Below are 23,004 nucleotides of genomic sequence, written 5' to 3'. Positions count from 1 at the left end.
TCCACTCAGGACCGATCGGGGTCCTTCCCCGCGATCGGCGCCTTCTGCCCCTTCTGCCCCTTCCGCACCGCGGCGGGCAGGGTGAACTGGATCGTCTCCCGGGTCGTCTCGCGCACCTGGACGTCCCACGCGCCCAACGCCTCGATCACCTCGTCCACCAACCGCGGCGGTGCGGACGCCCCCGCGCTCACCCCGACGACCCGCGCGCCGTCCAGCCACTCCGCCCGGATGTCGGAAACGTGGTCGACCAGGTGCGCCGACGTGCCCATCCGACGCGCGGTCTCCACCAACCGCACGGAGTTCGACGAGTTCGGCGACCCCACCACCAGCACCAGATCCGCATCCCGCGCCACGTCCCGCACCGCTTCCTGCCGGTTCGTGGTGGCGTAGCAGATGTCCGCCGACGACGGCCCCCGCAACGCCGGGAACTTCTCCCGCAACGCCGCCAACACCTCCGCCGTCTCGTCCGCCGCGAGCGTGGTCTGCGTCAGGTACGACACCCTGCCCGGGTCCGGCACCTCCAACGCCTCCACGTCCGCGACCGTCTCCACCAGCACGGTCTGCCCGGGTGCTTCCCCGAGCGTGCCCTCGACCTCCTCGTGCCCGGCGTGCCCGATCAGCACCACCGTGTCCCCCCGCGCCGCGTACCGCTTCGCCTCCGCGTGCACCTTCGTCACCAACGGGCACGTCGCGTCGACCACCTCCAACCCCCGCCGCGCCGCCTCCTCCCGCACCGCCGGCGACACCCCGTGCGCGGAGAACACCACGGTCGCGCCGTCCGGCACGGCGTCCAGCTCGTCCACGAACACCGCGCCACGCGCCTCCAGCTCAGCGACCACGTGGGTGTTGTGCACGATCTGCTTGCGCACGTGGATCGGCCCACCGCGCTGGTCCAGCAGGCGGGCGACGATGTCGATGGCGCGTTCGACCCCGGCGCAGAACGACCGGGGCGACGCCAGCAGCACAACGGGAAGGGCCACGGCACGGCTCCTCGTCAGGTCGGATCAAGGTCGAGGTCAGGATCAAGGCCAGGGCCAGGGCCAGGGCCAGGGTCGGGGTCGGGGTCGGAGGGGTGGGGTGGCGCGTTGGCGAAGGGGGCGGTTGGTTGGCGGCCTCGTTGTTTCAACCGACGTTCGGAGCGGGGCATAACGGCGTTTCTGGAGAGTGGTCCCGCCGGATTCACCCGTTGGTGATTCTCAGTCCCGGGAAAACGCCAGGTCAGGCCAATACGGGTCAGTGGTCGCGGTGGGTGGCGAGGCGGGCCAGGGCGGTCAGTTCCCGGGCGGCGCGGTCGGTGGGGTCGGCGGCGCGCAGGTGGTCGTGGGCCGTTGCCAGGAGGTCGTCCGCCCGTCCCTGGCTCCACGCCCGCGCCCCCGAAGCCTCGATCAGGTCCGCGGCACGGGCCAGGTCGGCCTGCGTCAACGGCTGCTCCCGGTGGTACAGGGTGTGCAGCTCGCGAGCGGCCGGGGTGTCGGAGGTCAGGGCGGCGACGACGGGCAGGGACTTCTTGCGGTTCTGCAGGTCCGAGTAGACCGGTTTGCCGGTGACCTCGGAATCGCCCCAGATGCCCAGCAGGTCGTCGACGAACTGGAACGCCAGACCGACCCGATCGCCGAACGACCGCAGGTGCTCCACCTGGTCCGCCCGCCCACCGCCGTACAACGCGCCCAACGCGCACGACGCACCCAACAGCGCCCCGGTCTTGCACTCGGCCATCCGCACGCACTCCGCCAGCCGCACCTCGGTCCGCTCCTCGAACGCCAGGTCCGCGCTCTGCCCGTCCAACAACCGCTGCACCGCCCCCGACAGCACCCGGATCGCCTGCTGCGCCCGCGGGTGCCCGCTGCCCGCCAGCACGTCGAGCGCCAGCGTCAACAACGCGTCACCGGCCAGGATCGCCGGGTTGACCCCGAACACGTGCCACGCCGTCGGCCGGTGGCGGCGGGTCGTGTCACCGTCCATCACGTCGTCGTGCAGCAACGAGAAGTTGTGCACCAACTCCACCGCCACCGCCGCGGGCAGCGCCGCGTCCGCCGCGCCGCCGACGGCCTGCGCGCCCAGCAGCACCAGCGCCGGCCGGATCGCCTTGCCCGCGTCCGCGCCCGTCGGCCTGCCGTGCTCGTCCCACCACCCGAAGTGGTAGCCCGCGACCGCGCGCATCGAGTCCGGCAACCGGTCCACCGCGGACCGCAGCGCCGGGTCGAGCCCGGCCCGGCTCCAGTCCAGCACCTCGCGTGCGGACCGGTGGTCGAGGCTCACGTCCAGGTCGGTCATCGCCACAGCTCCTGTTCGGGGGAAGCGCCCGGCTACCGCGGGCAGGGGAGGAGGGGCAGCCGGGCGTGGCGGCCCGGCTGCCGTGCCGCGACACCGCGGTCAGGACCGACCGATCTCCACGTGCTCCAGCACACCCAACGCGTCGGGCACCAGCACGGCCACCGAGAAGTAGGCGCTGACCAGGTAGGACACGATCGCCTTCTCGTCGATGCCCATGAACCGGGCGTTCAGCCCGGGCTGCACCTCGTCCGGGATGCCCGGTTGGTGCAGCCCGATCACGCCGTTGTCCTCTTCCCCGACCCGCATGGCCAGGATCGAGGTCGTGTGCTGCGGCGTGATCGGGATCTTGTCCGACGGCAGCAGCGGCACGCCGCGCCAGGTGACGACGTGGGTGCCGTCGACGTTCGTCGTGCCGGGGTACACGCCGCGCTTGCTGGCCTCCCGGCCGAACGCGGCGATCGCGCGGGGGTGGGCCAGCATGAACGCCGTCTTGCGCCGCCGGGACACCAGTTCGTCCAGGTCGTCCGGCGTCGGCGGCCCGGTGCGGGTGTGGATGCGCTGCTTCAGGTCGGCGTTGTGCAGCAGCCCGATCCGCCGGTTGTTGAGCATCTCGTGCTCCTGGCGCTCGCGCAGGGCCTCGATGGTCAGCCGCAACTGCTGCTCGGTCTGGTTCATCGGGTGGTTGTAGAGGTCGGCCACGCGGCTGTGCACCCGCAGCACGGTCTGCGCCACTTCCAGCTCGTACTCGCGGGGCTTGAGCTCGTAGTCCACGTACGTCGCCGGCAGGTCCGGCTCGCCCTCGTGGCCGGAGGCGATCTCGATCTCCGCCTCGCCGTGCTTGTTCTGCGGCTTGCCCACCCTGAGCGCGACCGACGCGATGTGCGCCCGCAGCGCGTCCGCCCGGTCGTTCAGCTCCAGCACGGACCGCCACGGCAGCGCCAGCACGATCACCGGGGTGACCGCCTTGACGGTGAACTCCCACTCGGCCTCGCCGCCGAGCAGCACGTCGTCGCCGAAGTGGTCGCCGTCGGCCAGCGTGTCGAGCACGGTCTGGTCGCCGTACTTGCCCTGCCCGATCTTGTTCACCTTGCCGTGCGCGACGAGGAAGACCTCCTCGGCCCGGTCGCCCGCCGCGACCACGACGTCGCCCGGCTGGTACTCGCGCTGCCGGAACCGGTCCGCCAGCGCGACCAGCACCTCGTCGTCGGGGAAGTCGCGCAGCACGGGCAGCTCGCGCAGCTCCTGCGGGATGACCCGGACGTCGGCGCCGGTGCTGACGAAGCTCACGCGCCCGTCACCGAGCGCGTAGGTGAGGCGTCGGTTGACCCGGTAGGTGCCCGCCTGGGTGCTCACCCACGGCAGCTTGCGCAGCAGCCACCGGGGCGAGATGCCCTGCATCTGCGGCGTGGACTTGGTGGTGCTGGCCAGGTTCCGCGCGGCCGCGGTGCTGAGGCTGTGCCGCCGCTGCTCGGTCTCGTCGGGGACGAGACCGGGGTCTGTCACGGTCACTTCGAGTGCCCTATCTGGTCGAGGGGGACGGCTCAGTCTTCGCGGCCGAGTTCGACGTGCTCGAGCACGCCCACCGCGTCGGGCACGAGGATCGCGGTCGAGTAGTAGGCGCTGACGAGGTAGGAGATGATCGCCTTCTCGCTGATGCCCATGAACCGCACGTTCAGGCCGGGCTGGTACTCGTCGGGCAGGCCGGTCTGGTGCAGGCCGATGACGCCCTGGTTGTGCTCGCCGGCGCGCAGCAGCATCACCGAGCTGGTGCGGGTCTTGGTGATCGGGATCTTGTTGCACGGCAGCACGGGCACGCCGCGCCACGCGGGCACGTGGTGGCCGTTGAGGTCGATGGTGGCCGGGTAGATCCCGCGCTTGCTGCACTCGCGGCCGAACGCGGCGATGACCCGCGGGTGCGCCAGGAACGCGGTCGGCTCCTTCCACACCGTGGCCAGCAGGTCGTCCATGTCGTCCGGGGTGGGCGGGCCGGAGCGGGTGTGGATGCGCTGCTTGAGGTCGGCGCTGTTGAGCAGGCCGAAGTCGCGGTTGTTGACCATCTCGTGCTCCTGGCGCTCGCGCAGCGCCTCGATGGTCAGCCGCAACTGCTGCTCGACCTGGTCCATCGGGTGGTTGTAGAGGTCCGCGACGCGGGAGTGCACCCGCAGCACGGTCTGCGCGACGCTGAGCTCCAGCTCGCGCGGCGCGATCTCGTAGTCCACGAACGTGCCGGGCAGGTCGGGTTCGCCCTCGTGGCCGGAGGCGATGTCGATCTCGGCCTCGCCGTAGGCGTTGGACTTGCCGCCGCCGGCGGCGAACATCCGCTGGATGTGCGCGCGCAGCCCGCCCGCCTCGCCGTTGAGCCGCTCGAACACCTCCCACGGCAGCACCAGCGCGATCACCGGCGTGACGGCCTTGACGGTGAAGTCCCACTCGCCCTGCGGCCCGGCGAGGACGTCGCCGCCGAAGTGCTCGCCGTCGGCCAGCGCGCCGAGCACGGTCTGGTCGCCGTACTCGCCCCGGCCGATCCGGTTCACCTTGCCGTGCGCGATCAGGTAGACCGCGTCCTGGGGGCGGCCCTCCTCGACGATCACGGCGCCGGGCTCGTACTCGCGCTGCACGAACCGGTCGGCCAGCGCGTTGAGGGCCTCGACGTCCTCGAACCCGCGCAGCAGCGCCAGCTCGGTCAGCTCCTCCGGGATGACCCGGACGTCCGCGCCGATGTTGGTGAACGTCAACCGTCCGTCGCCGACCTCGTAGCTGAGCCTGCGGTTGACCCGGAAGGCACCGCCCTTCGCCTCCACCCAGGGCAGGATCTTCAGCAACCACCGCGAGGTGATGCCCTGCATCTGGGGAACGGACTTGGTCGTGGTCGCGAGATTTCGCGCCGCCGCCGTGCCCAGGCTCAACCGAGGCTGCTCGGTCTCCAAGTCCGAATCGGTCACAGTCACCGCATCACACCGCCAATCGGATTTCACTCAGTGGTCCGGAACGACGGTAGTGAGCCCGAATGCGCAACGGGAAGCGGCTGATGTGACGACACCCCTGAGGGTCAATCGGGCCTGTTGTGCCTACTCGCTGTGGACGTCTTCCACCTCGCAAGTAATCAACGGGTGATCTTGGCGCTCTTTGGTGGATCAATTCGTGGTGACGGGGAATAGCTGATTCGTTCGTACCAATGTTTTTCACCGGAACGTGTCGTTGACGGCGGTAATGAGAAACTGTCCGTCGCTGTGTCGCCGGCTTGCGGAGAAAAGTTCATTCGTCTGTGGGTACGCACAACGCGGTGCCGGCGTGGTGCCGGCACCGCGTTGTCGATCTCCGAGCGGACGGGTCAGACGCCGTGCGGGCAGGTGTCCCGGTAGTCCGAGATCAGCGAGCTGTCGGCCGGCGACGGGCAGAGGAACTGCTCGTAGCGGGTGTCGTTGTCGATGAACCGCTTGAGCCACGCGATGCTGTACTTCGCGATCGTCGTGTTCGAGCTGTTGGGCGCGAAGTGGCTGGCGCCGTTCAGCTCCAGGTAGGCCTTGTCCAGGGTGGACGGCAGCGATGTGTAGAACGGGATCGAGTGCGACGACACCGGCGCCACCGTGTCGTCCTCGGCGCCGACGACGAGGGTCGGCACCCGGTTGCTGCCCCAGGTCTTGTCGGTGTGCCACCCGGTCAGCGGGATCGCCGCCTGCAGGGACGGCCGCTGCTCCGCGGCGCGCATCGTGCCACCGCCACCCATCGAGTGGCCCATGACGCCCAGCCGCGTGGCGTCGATCCGGCCGCGGACGTCGCTGCGCTGGGTCAGGTAGTCGAGGGCCGCGAGGAGCTGGCTCGCCCGGCTGTCGGGCTGGTCGTAGAGGCTGTTGGTGGCGATCGTGATCACCACGAAGCCCTGCGACGCCAGGCGCGGGCCCAGCCACGAGATGGTGGACTCCGTGCCGGTGAAGCCGGGTGAGATCGCGACCGCGCCGAAGGTGCCCTCGGAGGTGCTGGTCGGGTAGTAGATCGTGCCGCCGCCGAAGCCGGAGACCAGCGAGGACACCGTGGTGGAGGAGGTGGAGAACGGGCCGCGGGACGCCTCGATGCTGGAGTTGGTCGGCGCGGGGCCGCGCCGGTACTCCTCCTCGGCGTGCGCCGGCGTGACGCCGGCCAGCGACAGGACCAGCGCGGGGATCAGCGCGGGGATGAGTTTGCGGAGTTGCACGTCGGTGTACACCTCGCTTGGCAGGGAACTACGGACAGCGATGACCCTGCGCCACCGGGTGAGCACTCCGCATCGGTGCAACCACCGGTCCGAGGCCGAAAACTAACACTGGTAGATAATTTTTGGCCGATCTCTTCCGCTCGCCGTGGACCTCCGGCCAGACTGGTCGCATGCTGCGCGGACGTGACCGGCAGCGCGTCGCCGTCGACGCGTTGCTCGCCCGCGCCCGCGCCGGTCACGGCGGGGCGCTGGTGCTGCGCGGCGGCCCCGGCTCGGGCAAGACCGCGATGCTCGCCGCCGCGCGGGAGGCCGCCGCCGGCGACCGCCAGGTGCTGCTGTGCGTTGACGACGCCCACCTCCTGGAAGACACCGACTGGCTCGTGGAGCTGGCCGCCGACGCCGCCGACGCGCCGGTGGCCGTGCTGATCGCCACGGACGGCGAGCCGCTGGGCCTGCCGTGGGTGCGGCTCGACCCGCTCGACCACGCCGACAGCCTGCGCGTGCTGCGCGACCTGCGGCCCGGACTCGCGTCCGGACTCGCCGACGACGTCGCCGACCTGGCCCGGGGCAACCCGCTCGCGCTCACCGAACTGGCCCGCGCGCTGACGTCGGAGCAGCTCGGCGGTACCGCGCCCGCACCGGACGCGCTGCCCGAGGACAGCTCGCTGCGCGCCCGGTTCAGCGCCCGCTTCCACGCCCTGCCGCCGCAGGCCCGGCACGCGGTGGCGCTGCGCGTGGTGGACGACGAGGTCGACGCCGACGCGCTGGCCCGGATGCCCGACCTGGACCTGGCCGCGGTGGAGGAGGCCGAGGCGCTGCTGGAGGGCGGCCCGCTGGTCCGCTCCGCGCTGCGCACCGAGATCCCGCTGGCCCTGCGCTACGCCGCCCACGCCGCGCTGGCCGAGAACCTGCCGCCCGGCCCGCGCCGCACGTGGCACGAGGCCGCCCGCGTGCCCGGCGTGCGCGACGCCTTCGCCGCCCGGCTGGCCGACGCGGCGAGCCGGGCCCGCCGGTGCGGCGACTACCCGGCCGCCGCCCGCGACCACGACCGCGCCGCCGCGCTCACCGCCGACCCGGACGCCCGGGCCCGCCACCTGATCGCCGCCGCCACCGACCACTGGGCGTCCGGCGCGCCCCGCCGCGCCCGGGTCGCGCTGCGCACCGCCGCCCGGCTGACCGACAGCAGCGAGCTGCGCGCCCGCGCCGAGCTGCTGCGCGGCGGCATCGACCTGGGCCACGGCCTGCCCGACGTCGCGGTGCGCCGGCTGCTGCACGCGGCCGGCGAACTCGTCGGCACGCACCGCTCGCTGGCCATCACCGCGCTCGGCTTCGCGGGCGAGGCGGCCAGCATCGCGGGTGACCACGCCCGCTACGCCGAGACGGCCGCGTTCGCCGCGCGCCTGCGCCGCCCCGACGAGCCCGCCGAGACCCGGATCACCCTGGACCACCTCGCGGGCATGGCCGCCACCTTCGCCGGGCGGCACGAGCAGGCGCTGCCCGTGCTGCAATCGGTGATCGAGCTGGCCGAACGGGTGCCGCACCCGCAGGCCAAGATCTGGGGCGGCCAGGCCGCCTACACCCTCGGCGACGCGTCCCGGGCGCACCAGCTGGCCACCAGCGCGGTCACCGCCGCGCACGAGCACGGGCTGACCGCGCTGGTGCCGTGGGCGCTGGTCTACCGCGCGCTGTCGGCGCTGCTGCTGGACCAGCACTCGGCGGCGCTGTCGGCCGCGTTCGAGGGCGTGCACGCGGCCACCGCCATCGGCCAGCACAACGCCGTGGTCGACCACCTGACGATCCTCGCGCTGGTCGCCGCCCTGCGCGGCGACACCGACACCGCGATGCACCGCATCGACGCCGCCGCCGAGCAGATCGCCGAACGCGGCCTGGGCCGCTCCGGCACGTTCGGCGCGTGGGCGTTCGCGTGCGTGGACCTGGCGCTGGACCGCCCGGCCGACGCGCTGGACCGGTTGCGGCTGATGGCGGCCGGGGCGGGCGGCGTGCACACCGGCATCAAGGTGATGGCCGCGCCGCACGTCGTGGAGGCCGCGGTCGGGTGCGGCCGCCCGTCCACCGCGGACCGGGCGCTGCGCCGGTACGAGAAGTGGGTGGGCACCACGGGCAGCGCGGCCCGGCTGGCGCTGTCGCACCGCTGCCGCGGCCTGCTCGCCGAGGGCCCGCGCGCCGACGAGCACTTCCGCGAGGCGATCCGGCTGCACCGGGCCAGCGGCACCGCCATGGAACTGGCCAAGACCGAGCTGTTCTACGGCCACCGGCTGCGCCGCGACCGCAAGCCGCGCGCCGCGCGGGACCTGCTGCGCGACGCGGTGAAGATCTTCCAGCGCTACGAGGCCGACCGCTGGGTCGCCCGCGCCCGCGCCGAGCTGCGCGCGGCCGGTGAGGCGGTCGGGCCGACCCAGGCCGACCGGACCGCCGACCGCGCCGCCAACCGGGCCGCGGGCCGCGCCGACGTGGACCCGACCGCGACCCTGACCCCGCAGCAGGCGCAGATCGCCCGCCTGGTCGCCGAGGGCGCGACCAACCGGGAGGTCGCCGCGCGGCTGTTCCTGAGCCACCGCACCGTCGAGCACCACCTGCGCAACATCTTCGCCAGGCTCGAGGTGCGGTCCCGCGTCGAGCTGACCCGGATGCTCGACTGAACCAGGAGGTTGGGTGCGCCCCAGGATGTTGCATGCGTAACGACTACCGGCACTGGCAGCGGATACCGACCCGGTGGCACGACAACGACGTGTACGGGCACGTCAACAACGTCGTGCACTACGCCTTCATGGACACGGTGATCAACACCTGGTTGATCACCGAGGGCGGGTTGGACATCCACCACGGGCAGGGGATCGGGCTGTGCGTGGAATCCCACTGCAACTACCGCGCGTCCATCGCGTTCCCGGAGGCGGTCGACGCGGGCCTGCGGATCGGCCACCTCGGTCGCTCCAGCGTCCGCTACGAGGTCGGCTTCTACCCGGAGGGGCGGGACGACGTGGTCGCCGAAGGGCACTTCGTGCACGTGTTCACCGACCGCGGGACCCGCAAGCCGGTGGCCATCCCGGCCGGGCTGCGCGCCGCGATGGAAGGGCTGGTGGTCGCGTGAGGACCAGGGGAGCGGTGCTGACCGAGGTCGGCGGGCCCTTGCGGGTGCTCGACCTGGAGCTCGACCCGCCGGGGCCGGGTGAGCTGCTGGTCAAGGTGGGCGCCACCGGGCTGTGTCACTCGGACCTGTCGGTGATCGACGGCTCGCGCGTGCGGCCGCTGCCCATGGTGCTCGGCCACGAGGCCGCGGGCGAGGTGGTCGAGACCGGGCCGGGCGCGGCGGACTTCGCCGTCGGCGACCGGGTGGTGCTGTCGTTCGTGCCCGCCTGCGGGTCGTGCCGCCGGTGCGTGTCCGGCAGGCAGGCGCTGTGCGAACCGGGTGCGGCGGCCAACCGCGAGGGCACGCTGCTCGGCGGCGAACGGCGGCTGCGCCTGCCCGACGGCACGCGCCCGCACCACCACCTGGGCGTGTCCGGGTTCGCCGAGTACGCCGTGGTGTCGGAGAAGTCGGCCACGCTCGTGCCCGCCGACCTGCCGTTCGAGATCGCGGCCCTGTTCGGCTGCGCGGTGCTCACCGGCGCGGGCGCGGCGTTCCACAGCGCGGCCGTCACGCCGGGGGACCGGGTCGCGGTGTTCGGGCTCGGCGGTGTGGGGCTGGCCGCGCTGCTCGCCGCACGGGCCGCCGGCGCGTCGCGGATCATCGCCGTGGACGTGGTGGCGCACAAGCGGGAGCTGGCGCGCAAGCTCGGCGCGACCGACGAGGTGGCCGGCGGTCCGGACGCGGTGGAGGAGATCCGCGCGCTGACCGGAGGCGGCGTCGACAAGGTCATCGACACCACCGGTGTCGCGGCCGTGCTGGAGCAGGCTTACCGGGCCACCGCCGCGGGCGGTGTCACGGTCACCGTCGGCCTGCCGCACCCCGACCGCACGATCACGCTGCCCGCGCTGAGCCTGGTCGCCGAGGAGCGGACGCTGAAGGGCAGCTACCTGGGGTCGTGCGTGCCGCGGCGGGACGTGCCGCGGTTCGTCGACCTGTACCGGGCCGGGCAGCTGCCGGTGCAGGAGCTGCTGTCGGGGCGCCTCGCGCTGGACGACATCAACACCGGGTTCACCCGTTTGGGCTCGGGAGAAGCCGTCCGGCAGGTCGTCGTCTTGTGATCACCCAGCCGGTACCGTTGCCCGGATCGGGTGACGGCTAGGCAGAGGAGTGGTCCGCGGTGCGCAGACGGTCGATGCTCGCGGGTGTGGCGACAGCGATGGGTGGCGTGCTCGCGGGCGGCGGTTCGGCGGGCGCGTCCGGCCGGCCGCGGGGTCTCGCGGACTACCGGCTGGTGAACCTGGCGCACGTCAACGACCCGGACCGGACCAACGTCTACCCGGGCGACCCGGCGTTCACCCTGACCACCGTCACGACCGTGCCGGAGCACGGGTTCTACCTGCGGTACGCGCAGCAGGGCGAGCACACCGGCACGCACTGGGGCGCGCCCGCGCACTTCAACGACGACCAGCCCCACGCCGACGAGCTCGACGCGGAGGACCTGTTCCTGCCCGCCGTGAAGATCGACGTGCGGGACCGGGCCGCGCGGGACGCGGACCACGAGGTGAGCGTCGCCGACCTCAAGCAGTGGGAGAAGCGGCACGGCCGCATCCCGAACGAGGCGGCGGTCGTGCTGTGGACCGGGTGGGAGGAGCGCTGGGGCACCCCGGCGTTCTTCAACTACGACGCCGACGGCGCGATGCACCAGCCGGGCTTCTCGCTGGCCGCCGTCCAGTGGCTGGTCGACACCGGCCGCCTGGGCCGCCGCGGCGCGCTGGGCACGGACACGTTCAGCCCCGAGTCCGCGCTCGACGCGGAGTACCGGGTCTCCAAGCTGCTCTACCGCGAGCACCGGATCAGCCTGGAAATCCTGGCGAACCTGGCCGAGCTGCCCGAGCAGGGCGCCCACATCCTGGTGGGCGGCACGATCAACCGCCACGGTTCCGGCTCGCCGGCCAGCGTCTACGCGTTCGTGCCCAGGCGCTGACTCACCCCCGGGCGGGTGGTCGTCGGGGGTGAGGCGCAGGCGGCTGGCGAGCAGGGCGGCTGGGACGCGGTTGTCCAGGCGCAGTTTCGCCAGGGTGCGGGAGACGTAGGTCTTGACCGTGGAGACGCTCATGAAGAGGCGTTGGGCGATCCCGGCGTTGTTCAGGCCGAGCCCCACCTGGCCGAGCACCTCGCGTTCCCGCTCGCCGAGCAGGTCGACGCGGCCGGCGGCGTCCGGGAACGCGGTCGGCGTGGTGGCCCGGCCCGAGATGCGCCGCAGGATGCGCCTGCTCAGCTCGGTGCTCAGCACCGACGCGCCGCCGTTGACCGCGCGCACCGCGCTGATCAGGTCCCGGGGCGTGAGCTGCTTGAGCAGGAACCCGTCCGCGCCCGCGGTCAGCGCGTCGATCATCAGCTGGTCGTCGTCGAACGTGGTCAGCGCCAGCACCAGCGGCGGGGTCGGGTCCTTCTTCAGCTGGGCGGTGGCGGTCCCGCCGTCCACGTGCGGATCACCGGCGACACCACCGTCGAGTCCGTGCGCCACCGGCTCATGGCCGGGCGCGACCGGCTGGCCGTGCTGCGCTCGTGGGGTCTCGCCCCCGACCGGTACGTGCTGGCCACGCTCAGCCACCCGGACAACGTCGACGACGAGGAAGCGCTGTTCTCGATCACCAACCAGCTGGCGGGCGTGGCCGACGCGGGCCACCCGGTCGTGCTGCCCGCCGACCCGCGCACCAAGGCGGCCGTGACCCGGGCCGGCGTGCTGTCGTCCGGGATGGACCTGCGCGTGGTCGACCGGTTGTGGCACTCGGAGTTCCTCGCGCCGGCCAGGCACGCCGGGGTGCTGGTCACCGACTCCGGCGCGGTGCAGGAGGAGGCGACCGCGCTGAAGCGGCCGGTGCTGGTCGTGCGGCGGTCGACGGAACGGCCGGAGGTGCTGCGGGAGTTCGGCCGGCTCGTCGGGCCGCACGACGACCTCACCGCGCTCGCGCTGGACTGGCTGGTCGACGGTGACGCCCGCCGGGCCGCGCTGGCCGGGGTCCCGTCGCCGTTCGGTGACGGGCGCAGCGGCGAGCGGATCGCGGCCGCCGTCCGCGACGTGGTCGCTCAGGTCCCGCAGAACGTCTGGTAGGCGGCGGCGAAGTGCTCCGGCGCGGGTTCGGCGTAGCGGTCCAGCCCGGGGCGCTCGTCGTAGGGCGCCCGGACCACGTCGAGGAGCCGTTCGACGGGCTCCGGGTCGCCCTCGGTGGCGGCGGCGAGCGCCTCTTCCACCAGGTGGTTGCGGGGGATGTAGACGGGGTTGACCCGCCGCATCGCGTCGCCGTCCGGCCCCAGGGCGCGCCAGCGGTCCAGCCAGGCGTCGATCCCGGCGAGGTCCAGGAACAGCTCGCGCGCGGGTCCGGTGTCGCCGTCGGCCGCCGCGCCCAGGCGGCGGTGGAACGACGTGTGGTCGACGCGGTTGTCCTTGAGCAGGGGCAGCAGGTCGTCCACCAGCGCCGAGGCGTCCGCGTCGGCGGGCAGGCCGAGCTTGGCCCGCACGCCGGCCGACCAGGCTTCCTCGTACCGTTCGCGGAACGTGCCCAGCGCCTCGACGGCCTGCGCGACCGCCTGCTCCTCGTCGTCGGCGAACAGCGGCAGCAGCGCTTCGGCGAGCCGCGCCAGGTTCCACTCGGCCACCCGCGGCTGGTTGCCGTAGGCGTACCGGCCGGCGTCGTCGATCGAGCTGTAGACCGTCGCCGGGTCGAACGCCTCCAGGAACGCGCACGGCCCGTAGTCGATCGTCTCCCCGGAGATCGTCATGTTGTCGGTGTTCATCACCCCGTGGATGAAGCCCACCAGCATCCACCGCGCCACCAGCGACGCCTGCGCCGCCACCACCGCCCGGAACAGCCCGAGCGCGTCGCCCGCGTCGGGGTGGTGCCGGGCGACGGCGTGGTCGGCCAGGCGGCGCAGCAGCTCGACGTCCCCGGTGGCGCGGGCGAACTGGAAGCTGCCGACGCGCAGGTGGCTGCTCGCCACCCGGGCCAGCACCGCCCCCGGCAGCACGGTCTCCCGCCGCACCGGCCGCCCGGTCGCCACCACGGCCAGCGACCGGGTCGTCGGGATGCCGAGCGCGTGCATCGCCTCGCTCACGACGTACTCGCGCAGCATCGGGCCCACCGCCGCCAAGCCGTCGCCGCCCCGCGCGAACGGGGTGCGGCCCGAGCCCTTGAGGTGCAGATCGCGGGGCTTGCCATCGGCGTGGACGACCTCGCCCAGCAGCAACGCGCGCCCGTCGCCCAGCCGCGGCGCGTAGTGCCCGAACTGGTGCCCGGCGTACGCCTGGGCGACCGGGGTCACGCCTTCGGGGACGTGCTCGCCGACGAGCAGCCGCACGCCCTCCGGGCTCCGCAACCAGTCGACGTCGAGCCCCAGCTCGGCGGCCAGCCGCTCGTTCAGCACGAGCAGGCGCGGCGCGGGAGCGGGCTCGGCCTGCCAGGGGAGGGCCAGCTCCGGGAGCGTCCGGGCGAAGTGGTCGCTCAGGGTGACGGTTGCCGGTGCGATGCTCACCCGAACCACGGTACGGCGTTGTCCCGGTCGGGGGCACATCCCGACCGGGACCCGCGGCGCCACCGCTCAGCGGTACAGGCGCACGTCGGCGACGCTCCACCAGTTGCCCGCCGAAGCGGTGGTGTCGACCCGCAGGTAGCGGGCCCGGGTGCGCGGCACGTCGACGGTGGTCAACTGGCCGACGCCCGTGCCGGACGCCACCGTCCGCCAGGTCGTGCCGTCGTCGCTCACCGACAACCGCCAGCCGCGGGCGTAGTCGCCGAGGTTGCCGCCGCTGTCGATCGCGACCCGCCGGAACGCCGTGACGCGACCCAGGTCGACCCGCAGGTGCTGACCCGGTTCCTGCGCCTGGCCGCTGCTCCACCGGGTCGAGGCGTCACCGTCCACGGCCGCGGCCGCGTTGTCGCCGGTCGGCGTGGTGGACGCGGTGGCGTCGTCCAGGGGGACGCGGTCGAGCCTGCTGTCCAACGCCTTGCTCCGCGGCCACGTGAAGGTCGCCAGCGCGCCACCGGGCAACGCGTACTCGAAGATCCGCTCGCCGACGCTCACCGCGAACGTGCGCGGGTCGTCGTTCTGGTTGTGCACCACGAGCGCGGTGGAGCCGTCGGGGTTGCGGAACGCGACGTCCATGACCTGGCCGTTCCAGCCGGTCGTGCCGAACGACGTGCTCTCGACGCGCCGCGCGCCCGGCTTCACGAACTTCGCCAGGTGGCCGATCGTGTAGTACTCGGCGTCGGTGGACACCGTGCCGTCCGGGTGGGCGGTGACCAGGCCGGTGCACGTGCCGCAGCCGCCGTTGTGCGGGCCGTTGTCGCTGTCCAGCGCGATGTTCCAGTTGACCGCCGACTTCGCCCGGTTGCGGGTGGTGCCGATGACGACGTTGCGGGCGTGCCACTTGAGCGTGTCGCGGAACACCTGCGCGGGCGGGTCGCCGGGGCCGTGCGAGCCGGAGCACTCGGTGAACCAGATGCCCTTGTCGGGGTGCGCCTCGTGCAACGCGGTCTGCGCCGCCGGGTCGCCCGAGTAGCAGTGGTACGCCGTGCCCGCGACCCACCGCGCGGCCGGGCTCTCCAGGATGCGGTGCGGGTAGTCAGTCTCCGGGTCCTCGCCGGGCGGCGTGGTGGCGACGTCGTTCGGGTGGGTGCTCCAGTTGTGGTCGTAGGCCAGGATCTTGGTGCGCGGGCTCGCCCTGCGCAGCAGGGGACCCAGCGCCTCGATCACCTTCACCTGCTGCGCCACCGGCATGTCCGTGCCCGGGTAGGCGTCGGGCACGCGGTTCTGCGGCTCGTTCTGCAAGGACAGGTAGTCCACGGGGACGCCCGAGGCGGCGTAAGCCTGGACGAACTTCACCAGGTAGCGCGCGTAGGCGTCGTAGATCGCCGGGTCGTCCTTCAGCCGGCCGCCCACCAGCGAGTCGGTGGTCTTCATCCACGCCGGCGGGCTCCACGGCGTGCCCATCACCTTCAACGCCGGGTTGAGCTGCTTCGCCCGGCGCAGCAGCGGCAGGATCTCCGCCTGGTCGTGGGCGACGGTGAAGTGGCGCAGGGCGAAGTCGGTGTGACCGGGCGGCACGTCGTCGTAGGTGTAGTGCTCGGCTTCGGCGGTGAAGTCCGAGGAGCCGATCGGCTGGCGCAGGAAGCTCACGCCGATGCCCCGCACCGGGTCGAACAGCTTTCGCATCGTCTCCTCGCGCACCGCGGGCGTGAGCCGGTGCAGCACGTCGGCCGACGAGTCGGTGATCGACGCGCCGAAGCCGTCGACCTCCTGGTGGGCCACGTCCGGGTCGACCACGATGGTCTGGTGCGGCGACGTGCCGGTCCGGAACGGCACGGACGGGCGCTCGGCCAGCAGCTCGGCCCGGTCCACCGTCGTGACCCACACCCGGGCGGAGGTCGTGTCGTGGCCCGCCGCCTGCACGGCGCCGGTCAGTCCGACCGTGAGCACCACGGTCGCGGTCAGGGCGGTCGCCCGGGATCTGGTCATCGCTCCCCTTCGAGCGCGCATGTAACAACTGGCGGCGAGATGTGTTTCGTGATGGAACACCTGACGCGCTCGACGAGTCAAGGTGCAAGACGCGGTTAAGATGCCCAGGTGAACAGGCGTGCGAGGGTGCGCGACATCGCCGCGGCGGCCGGGGTCTCCATCGCCACCGTCTCCCGGGTGCTCAACGACCACGTCAACGTGGCGCCGCGGACGCGTGAGCTCGTGCTCCAGGCCATGGCGCGCAGCGGCGCCGACGCGCCCGGCCGGACCGGCCGCCGCACGGTCCACGTCCGCTGCCCCTACCTGCTCACCGACTACTTCGGCCTGATCGTCTCCTCGATCGCCGAGACGCTGCGGCTGCACGGCGTGCGGATGGTCCTCGACGCGGGCGTGACCTCGCAGCACGACGACGTGCTGAGCACCCTGCCCGACGAGCCCGACCTCGACGCCGCGATCCTGATCCTGCCGCCGGAGGACGGCGACCGGCTGGTCGAGCTGGCCCGGCGCGGTTTCCCGTTCGTCGTGGTCGACCCGCGCACCGCGCCGCCGCCCGACGTCGCCTCGGTGTCCGCGGCCCACCTGGCGGGGGCGCGGGCGCTCACCTCGCACCTGGTCGGGCTGGGTCACCGCGACATCGGCGTCATCGCCGGCCCGCTCGAGTGGCTGGCGGGCGACGCCCGCACCGCTGGACACCACGCCGCCCTGGCGCAGGCCGGCGTGCTGCCCGCCCGCCACCGCGTGCACCACGTCGAACCCACCGCGGCCGAAGGCGTGCGGGCCGCATCCGCGCTGCTGGACGAGCCGCGGCGCCCGACCGCGATCGTCTGCTTCAACGACAAGCTGGCCGTGGGCGCGCTCCAGGCCGCGCACGACCGGGGGCTGCGGGTGCCCGAGGACCTCTCCGTCGCGGGCTTCGACGACATCGACCTCAGCCGCGCCACCCGGCCCGCGTTGACCACGGTCCGCCAGCCGTTGCAGGAGATGGGCCGCATCGCCGTCACGCAGCTCATGCGCGTGCTCGAAGGCCACCAGCCGGAAGCCCTCCACCTGGAGCTGTCCACGACGTTGGTCGTGCGCGACTCCACCGGCCCGGTGCCCCTCCGTTGAGACGCTGTTACACACGTTTGTTCCATTTGTTCCAACGGTGGAGCGCGTCGCCGGAACCGCGATGAACGGAAGCGGCGGGACCCCGGGGATGCGAGGATCGGGCTCGTGGCTTTCGGCATGGGCGTGGACCGGGCCGTCCCGTTCGGCTCCCGGTGCTGGTGGCTCGCGGTCACCTCGCCCGACGCGGCCACCGCCGCCGACGTGCTGGGGCTGATCCGGCGCAAGCGGGCGACCTGGGCGCACGGCGTCGGGCTGGCCTACGACGGCGCGGTGTTCGTCGCACCGCCCATCGGCCCCTGGGTGCTGGTGCCGGGCCGCGGCCTGCCCGACGCCGCCAGCCCCGGTTTCCTGGAGTGGGTCGTCGGGTTGAGCACGCGGCTCGGGCACGTGCAGTTCTTCGAGACCCACCGCTCCACCGGCACGTGCGCCTGGGTGCTGGCGGTCGGCGGGAGGGTGCGCCGGGCCTACCACTTCGACGGCGCGGGCGTGCCGCTGTTCGAGGGCGAGGTGACGGTGGACGAGGCCGCGCTGGGCGTCGGGACCAGGCCGGAGTCGGACGACGACGAGACCTGGTGGGACACCGTTCCGGGGGAGGGTGACGTCCTGGCCCTGGCCCACCGGTGGAGCGTGGACCCGATGACGATCGAGGGCGTGGCGACCGACGGCGACGGCATCACCGGTCGACTGCGCCACTGAGTCCACAGTGGACTCGTGGAACGCGGTTCGCCCGGCACGTGTGGGGTCGGCGTCGCCGGGTAACCGGTGGGCACGGTCCGAGCCCGGAGGGAGAGCCATGAGCGACACGACGACGGTGGGCAGGCTGCGCACCGTGCTGGGAGACGTCGGTTACCCGGCTGACAAGGGGCAGCTGGTCGACCACGCCTCGCGCAACAACGCCGACGAGGACACCGTGCACGCGCTGCACGCGATCCCGGAGCGCCGTTACGAGTCCTTCGACGAGGTGCTCGACGCGGTCGCGATCGACCAGGGGCGCGAAGCCTGAAGCAGTCCACAGTAGACAGACGATTCACCCGACGTTCGGAGGGCTGACACCGCACGTCCGGAGGAGCAGCATCAACGGGGTCACCATCCCTGCTCCTCACGTGAGGTGAACCAGTGCGGAGAACCCTGCAACTCCTCGCTGCCGCCCTCCTCGTGGTACCGCTGTTAGGCGGAACCGCGGGCGCGGCACCGGACATCGGCGCGGCACCACAGTTCGTCGACCAGACCCAGAAGGTCGGCGAGGACGAGGTCGTCTCGGTCGTCCTCGGCGGCAAGACCGCGTCCACGACCCTCGAACGCCCCGGCTCGTGGTACCTCAAGACGCACTTCACCGGCCTGCGCCTGGTCGCGGGCGACGTGCTCACCGTGTCCGACCCGACCGGCGCGGAGACCCACCGCTACACCGCGGACGTCACCGCGTCGGGCACGGCCACCGTGGACGGCACCGGCTTCTGGGCCATGTCGGTCACCGGCGACGAGGCCGTGATCAGCCTCCGGGGCCGGGACGGCGGTCCGGCGCACCCGGCCAGCCGGGTCCGGCTGGACAAGATCACCCGCGGCTACACCGAGGCCGAACTGGCCCGCGCGGCGGAGCTGGCGCCGAAGAGCATCTGCGGCACCAACGACTACCGCGACGTCGTCTGCTACCAGTCCAGCAACCCCACCGAGTTCGGCCGCACGCCGGCGGTGGCCAAGCTGCTGCGCAACGGCGGGTCGCTGTGCACGGCGTGGCGGGTCGGCCCGAACAACCGGATGCTGACCAACAACCACTGCTTCACCAGCGGCACGGGCATCGAGGTGTGGTTCAACTACCAGTGCCCGACCTGCGGCGGCACGGCGAGCGCGACCGTCACCAAGGTGCTGGTCTCGTCGGTGCTCAAGACCAGCGCCGCGCTGGACTACACGCTGTTCAGCGTCACGAACTTCGCGACGCTGGCGTCGTTCGGCTACCTGGAGCTGGACGCGCGGGTGCCCGCGGTCGGCGAGGAGATGTACGTCATCGGCCACCCGGCGGGCAAGCTCAAGAAGCTGTCCCTGCGCGACGACCAGAACGGCGGCGGCTACTGCGCCGTCTCGGGGGTCAGGGTGGACGGCAGCTCGTCGCAGTCCGACATCGCCTACCGGTGCGACACCGAGGGCGGCTCGTCCGGCTCGCCGGTGCTGTCCCGGCGCACGAACAAGGTGATCGGCCTGCACCACTACGGTGGCTGCCCGAACCAGGGCGTCCGGATCGACCTGGTCGCCGCCCAGATCGGCTCGCTGCTGTAGCGGTTCCGCGCGGGCCGCGCCCGGCGGGGGCGCGGCCCGCGTTTCACCGCGCGGCGGCCGGGTACGTCGATCCCGTGGAGACCGTGCTGGACATCGCCGACCTGTTCCCCGGCCTGCGCGTGGACGACCTCGTGGTGGACTACGACGACGGGGACGACCCGGTGCTGCGCCACCCCGACGGCACGGAGATCGACACCTGGCGGGAGAACTACCCGTACCCGACGCGGCTGACCCGCGAGGAGTACGAGCTGTCCAAGCGCATGCTGCAGATCGAGCTGCTCAAGCTCCAGTACTGGATCAAGGACACCGGCGGGCGGATGGTCGTGGTGTTCGAGGGGCGTGACGCGGCGGGCAAGGGCGGCACCATCAAGCGGTTCACCGAGCACCTCAACCCGCGTGGCGCGCGCGTGGTGGCGCTGGGCAAGCCGACCGACCGCGAGCAGGGCGAGTGGTACTTCCAGCGGTACGTCAACCACCTGCCGACCGCGGGGGAGATCGTGCTGTTCGACCGGTCCTGGTACAACCGCGCCGGCGTCGAACGGGTGATGGGCTACTGCACCGACGAGCAGTACGAGCGGTTCACGCGGCAGGCCCCGACGTTCGAGCGGATGCTGGTGGACGACGGGATCGTGCTGGTCAAGCTGTGGTTCTCGGTGTCGCGGGCGGAGCAGCGGACGCGGTTCCTGATCCGCCAGGTCGACCCGGTGCGGCAGTGGAAGCTCAGCCCGAACGACATCAAGTCGCTGGACCTGTGGGACGCCTACACCGAGGCGAAGGTGGCCATGTTCCGCGCCACCGACACCGAGGCCGCCCCGTGGACCGTGGTGAAGAGCAACGACAAGAAGCGGGCCCGGATCGAGGCCATGCGCAGCGTGCTGGCCCGCGTGGACTACGCCGACAAGGACCCCGAGGTGGTCGGCGAGCCGGACCCGCGGGTGGTCGGCCCGGCCGCCACCCTGCTGGAGGAGGGCGAGGACGAGTCGTCGTTGAGCCCGACCCCCATCGCGCCCGCGGACGACGCCGACCACGGTCCGGGCATCCACCCCTGACCGGGCCACACCGACCCGGGTCGCACCGAACCGGCGTCACACCGGCACGCCCTCCACGACCGACAACCGCGTGCCGGTCGGGAGCACCCGCCCCAGCCGGAAGCCGGCCCGGGAGAACAGCTCGGCGAACTCGGCCCGAGTGCGCTCGCGACCGGTGAGCGAGCCCATCATCAGGATGTCGATGACCTTGCCCGGGTCGGGGTCGTTGCCCGGCGGCACCACCGCGTCGACGACCAGCACGCGCCCGCGCCCGGAGACCGCCCGCCGGCAGTGCCGCAGGATGCGCACGCACTGCTCGTCGTCCCAGTCGTGCAGGATGCGCTTGACCAGGTAGACGTCTCCGGGCGGCGCGTCGCCGAAGAAGTCGCCCGGTGCGAGCTCCCAGCGGTCGTCCGCGCCGAGCTCGCCCAGCCGGTGCTCCCGCAGCACGTGCGGCTGGTCGAAGAGCACGCCGCGCACGTCGGGGTGCTCGCGCAGCACGGCCAGCAGCAGCCCGCCGTGCCCACCGCCGAGGTCCACCACCACCGCGTCCGGCGGGAACTCGCAGGCCCGCGCCACGAGCGGGTTCTCCGGGTCGGACATCGCCGCCATGCCGACGTGGAAGACCGCCGCCGTCTCGGCGTCGCGGGCGAAGTGCTCGAAGAACGGCATCCCGAACAGTCGCTCGAACGGCGGGATCCCGGTCCGGACGGCCTCCTCCAGCTCGCCGGCGGGCAGCCAGAACGTCCGGTCGGTGAGCATCAGGACCGCCGAGCGGAACGACGACGGCACGTCACCGCGCAACAGCTCCGCCGCCGGGGTCAGCGCGAACCGGCCGTCCTCGTCCTCGACGAAGACCTCGCGCGTGGCGAGCAGCCGCAACGTCCGGTGCAGGTTGCGCGGATCGGCGCCGACCGCCTCGGCCAGCTCGGCCACCGATCGCGGCCCGCCGGTCAGGTGGTCCGCCACCCCCAACGCCGCCGCGGCGCGCAGGGCGGCCGGGAAGAGGTAACCCATCGCGTGGTCCATGAGGGCGAAGCGGGGATCCGTCTCCGCCGGGGACTTCTCAGCGTCAGCCACTCAACGCACACTAACGATGACTGTCAGTCATCGCCAGGGCTTCGGTTCCCGTCCTCGGAGGGCTGGGCGCCTTCGGTGGGCTGGGCGGACGGCTCGGGTTCGGGAGCGGGGGTCGACGTCTCGACCGGCGTGGTCGGCGCGTCCGTCGTGGGCTGCGCCGTCGTGGTCACGGCCGGCGCGGTCGTCGTGCCCGCCACCGGTTCCGGCGCCTCGCCCGCCGCCGGCTCCACCGCTTCCGCCGCCGCCGTCGGCTGCACCGAGGTCGGGGCGGCGGTCGTGCCCTGCGCCTGCGGCGTGCGGATGAACCGGGGCTCGGCCGCGTCCTGCGGCGCGTCGGACGACCCCGCCTGCTCCGGCGGCACCTGGTGCGTCGAGGTTCCCGCCGGCGGGGCGGACGTCGCCGGGGTGTCCCCGGACGTCGCGGCCATCGTGATGGCGAAGGCCCCGACCAGCGCGCCCGCCGACGCGACGAGCGCCTTCCAGGTCTGCCGCGCCACCGGCTGCCGCAGCTCCTCGGTCTTCGCCTCGGCGAGGGCGGTGCCCTGCAGGACCTGCGCGCAGTCGTGCGCGGTCGGCCGCTCGTCCGGCGCGGAAGCCGTCATCTTCGCCAGCAGGTCGCGGACGTCGGCAGGCAGGTCGTCGGGGATCACGGGTGGCCGGTGCAGCCGGGCCACCGCGGCCTCCACCTCGCTGCCGTCGTACTCGCGCCGCCCGGTCAGGCACTCCAGCAGCACCAGGCCCAGCGCGTAGACGTCGGTCGGCGTGCCGATGTCCTGCCCGAGCACCTGCTCCGGCGCGAGGTAGGCGGCCGTGCCGACGAGCTGGTTCGTGCGGGTCAACCGCGTCGCGCCGGTCAGGTGCGCCAGGCCGAAGTCCGCCAGGTAGGCGTTGTCCTCCCGGTCCAGCAGGATGTTCGCCGGCTTCACGTCGCGGTGCACCAGGTCGTGCGCGTGCACGTGCGCCAACGCGTCGGCCAACCGCGCGCCGTGACGACGCGCCTCGTCCAGGGGCAGCGGTCCGAGCACCAGGCGGTCGTGCAGCGTCCGCCCCTCGATCAGCCGCAGCACGACGAAGGGCGGGTCCGCCGTGGTGTCCGCGTCGTACACCGACACCAGAGCCGGGTGGGACAACCCGGCCAGCACGCGCACCTCGTTGTCGAAGCGCTGGGCCGCCGCGGGGTCGAACCCGGGCTGGAACACCTTGATCGCGACGTGCCGCCGCAAGACGGTGTCCCAGGCGCGGTGCACCTCGGCCATGCCGCCGATCCCGATCGGCTCGATGAGCTGGTAGCGGTCGGCCAGCACGTTGTCGCTTACCGAGGGTGACACCGTCATACCTCCGGTCGCGTGAGCAGGACACTTCCGAGTGCCCTGATCCGACTTCCGGCAAACAGGTGAGCCACCCTCGAATCACCTGCCGTCGCGCCCCGACGCCGGAACGCCACGCTG

General features: G+C 72.8%; 19 protein-coding genes and 1 pseudogene. 10 read left to right on the top strand and 10 right to left on the bottom strand.

Annotated features, from left to right (window positions below; all coding sequences use genetic code 11):
• Positions 1–5: 5 nt before the first annotated feature.
• The 5 genes from ispH to ACIQMJ_RS10600 all read right to left on the bottom strand — a co-directional run bounded on the left by ispH (position 6) and on the right by ACIQMJ_RS10600 (position 6,466).
• Positions 6–980 (bottom strand): 4-hydroxy-3-methylbut-2-enyl diphosphate reductase, encoded by a 975-nt coding sequence (gene ispH, locus ACIQMJ_RS10620; protein ID WP_499760697.1) that lies wholly within the window; start codon positions 978–980, stop codon positions 6–8.
• A 253-nt stretch (positions 981–1,233) separates the two neighbouring features.
• Entirely contained in the window at positions 1,234–2,274 is a 1,041-nt protein-coding gene (locus tag ACIQMJ_RS10615; RefSeq protein WP_499760696.1) for a family 2 encapsulin nanocompartment cargo protein polyprenyl transferase, read from the bottom strand.
• A gap of 99 nt (positions 2,275–2,373) precedes the next feature.
• A complete protein-coding gene (locus ACIQMJ_RS10610) occupies positions 2,374–3,783 on the bottom strand; it encodes a family 2B encapsulin nanocompartment shell protein (protein WP_499760695.1) in 1,410 nt (469 codons plus the stop codon).
• Between the two features lie 32 nt (positions 3,784–3,815).
• Positions 3,816–5,222: a family 2B encapsulin nanocompartment shell protein gene (locus ACIQMJ_RS10605; RefSeq protein WP_499760694.1), complete on the bottom strand. Its 1,407-nt coding sequence runs from the start codon at positions 5,220–5,222 to the stop codon at positions 3,816–3,818.
• 383 nt (positions 5,223–5,605) lie between these two features.
• Positions 5,606–6,466, bottom strand: coding sequence for an alpha/beta hydrolase family protein (locus tag ACIQMJ_RS10600; RefSeq protein ID WP_499760693.1), 861 nt, complete (start codon positions 6,464–6,466; stop codon positions 5,606–5,608).
• 170 nt (positions 6,467–6,636) lie between these two features.
• On the opposite strand from ACIQMJ_RS10600, the gene ACIQMJ_RS10595 reads away from it, so the two are divergent.
• The 4 genes from ACIQMJ_RS10595 (at position 6,637) to ACIQMJ_RS10580 (ending at position 11,538) form a co-directional block, all read left to right on the top strand.
• Positions 6,637–9,126: a LuxR C-terminal-related transcriptional regulator gene (locus ACIQMJ_RS10595; protein WP_499760692.1), complete on the top strand. Its 2,490-nt coding sequence runs from the start codon at positions 6,637–6,639 to the stop codon at positions 9,124–9,126.
• Positions 9,127–9,158: 32 nt separating this feature from the next.
• The gene (locus ACIQMJ_RS10590) at positions 9,159–9,575 is read left to right on the top strand and encodes an acyl-CoA thioesterase (protein WP_499760691.1); all 417 of its coding nucleotides are present in this window, start codon (positions 9,159–9,161) and stop codon (positions 9,573–9,575) included.
• Positions 9,572–10,672, top strand: a complete 1,101-nt coding sequence (locus ACIQMJ_RS10585; RefSeq protein WP_499760690.1) for a zinc-binding dehydrogenase — start codon at positions 9,572–9,574, stop codon at positions 10,670–10,672. The genes ACIQMJ_RS10590 and ACIQMJ_RS10585 overlap by 4 nt, the downstream gene beginning before the upstream one ends.
• A gap of 86 nt (positions 10,673–10,758) precedes the next feature.
• Positions 10,759–11,538, top strand: a complete 780-nt coding sequence (locus ACIQMJ_RS10580) for a cyclase family protein (RefSeq protein WP_499760689.1) — start codon at positions 10,759–10,761, stop codon at positions 11,536–11,538.
• Positions 11,539–11,595: 57 nt separating this feature from the next.
• On the opposite strand, the pseudogene ACIQMJ_RS10575 reads toward ACIQMJ_RS10580, so the two are convergent.
• Positions 11,596–11,985, bottom strand: a pseudogene (locus ACIQMJ_RS10575) (LuxR C-terminal-related transcriptional regulator); the annotation flags it as partial.
• Positions 11,986–12,039: 54 nt separating this feature from the next.
• Between ACIQMJ_RS10575 and ACIQMJ_RS10570 the strand changes: the two are divergent.
• Positions 12,040–12,669 carry a UDP-N-acetylglucosamine 2-epimerase gene (locus ACIQMJ_RS10570; RefSeq protein WP_499760688.1) on the top strand — a complete coding sequence of 210 codons (630 nt, stop codon included), beginning with the start codon at positions 12,040–12,042 and terminating at the stop codon, positions 12,667–12,669.
• On the opposite strand, the gene ACIQMJ_RS10565 is transcribed toward ACIQMJ_RS10570, so the two are convergent.
• A complete protein-coding gene (locus ACIQMJ_RS10565) occupies positions 12,645–14,087 on the bottom strand; it encodes a protein adenylyltransferase SelO (RefSeq protein WP_499760687.1) in 1,443 nt (480 codons plus the stop codon). The two genes, ACIQMJ_RS10570 and ACIQMJ_RS10565, sit on opposite strands and share 25 nt — an antisense overlap.
• A gap of 66 nt (positions 14,088–14,153) precedes the next feature.
• A complete protein-coding gene (locus tag ACIQMJ_RS10560) occupies positions 14,154–16,070 on the bottom strand; it encodes a discoidin domain-containing protein (protein ID WP_499760686.1) in 1,917 nt (638 codons plus the stop codon).
• A gap of 108 nt (positions 16,071–16,178) precedes the next feature.
• On the opposite strand from ACIQMJ_RS10560, the gene ACIQMJ_RS10555 reads away from it, so the two are divergent.
• The 5 genes from ACIQMJ_RS10555 (at position 16,179) to ppk2 (ending at position 20,497) form a co-directional block, all read left to right on the top strand.
• Positions 16,179–17,177 carry a LacI family DNA-binding transcriptional regulator gene (locus ACIQMJ_RS10555; RefSeq protein WP_499760685.1) on the top strand — a complete coding sequence of 333 codons (999 nt, stop codon included), beginning with the start codon at positions 16,179–16,181 and terminating at the stop codon, positions 17,175–17,177.
• Positions 17,178–17,282: 105 nt separating this feature from the next.
• A complete protein-coding gene (locus tag ACIQMJ_RS10550) occupies positions 17,283–17,873 on the top strand; it encodes a hypothetical protein (protein WP_499760684.1) in 591 nt (196 codons plus the stop codon).
• A gap of 97 nt (positions 17,874–17,970) precedes the next feature.
• Positions 17,971–18,180, top strand: a complete 210-nt coding sequence (locus ACIQMJ_RS10545) for a DUF2795 domain-containing protein (RefSeq protein ID WP_499760683.1) — start codon at positions 17,971–17,973, stop codon at positions 18,178–18,180.
• A 113-nt stretch (positions 18,181–18,293) separates the two neighbouring features.
• Complete coding sequence (locus ACIQMJ_RS10540; RefSeq protein ID WP_499760682.1) at positions 18,294–19,448, top strand: trypsin-like serine peptidase; 1,155 nt, start codon at positions 18,294–18,296, stop codon at positions 19,446–19,448.
• Positions 19,449–19,531: 83 nt separating this feature from the next.
• On the top strand, positions 19,532–20,497 hold the full coding sequence (ppk2, locus tag ACIQMJ_RS10535) for a polyphosphate kinase 2 (protein ID WP_499761060.1): 966 nt from the start codon (positions 19,532–19,534) through the stop codon (positions 20,495–20,497).
• Between the two features lie 36 nt (positions 20,498–20,533).
• Here ppk2 and ACIQMJ_RS10530 read toward each other — a convergent pair whose 3' ends face one another.
• Both ACIQMJ_RS10530 and ACIQMJ_RS10525 read right to left on the bottom strand, forming a co-directional pair.
• Positions 20,534–21,556 carry a methyltransferase gene (locus ACIQMJ_RS10530; protein WP_499760681.1) on the bottom strand — a complete coding sequence of 341 codons (1,023 nt, stop codon included), beginning with the start codon at positions 21,554–21,556 and terminating at the stop codon, positions 20,534–20,536.
• Between the two features lie 23 nt (positions 21,557–21,579).
• Positions 21,580–22,884: a serine/threonine-protein kinase gene (locus ACIQMJ_RS10525; RefSeq protein ID WP_499760680.1), complete on the bottom strand. Its 1,305-nt coding sequence runs from the start codon at positions 22,882–22,884 to the stop codon at positions 21,580–21,582.
• Between the last annotated feature and the right edge of the window lie 120 nt (positions 22,885–23,004).

The sequence above is a fragment of the Actinosynnema sp. NPDC091369 genome, assembly GCF_044757065.1.
Lineage (GTDB): Bacteria > Actinomycetota > Actinomycetes > Mycobacteriales > Pseudonocardiaceae > Actinosynnema.
This window is presented reverse-complemented; position numbering and strand designations above follow the sequence as displayed.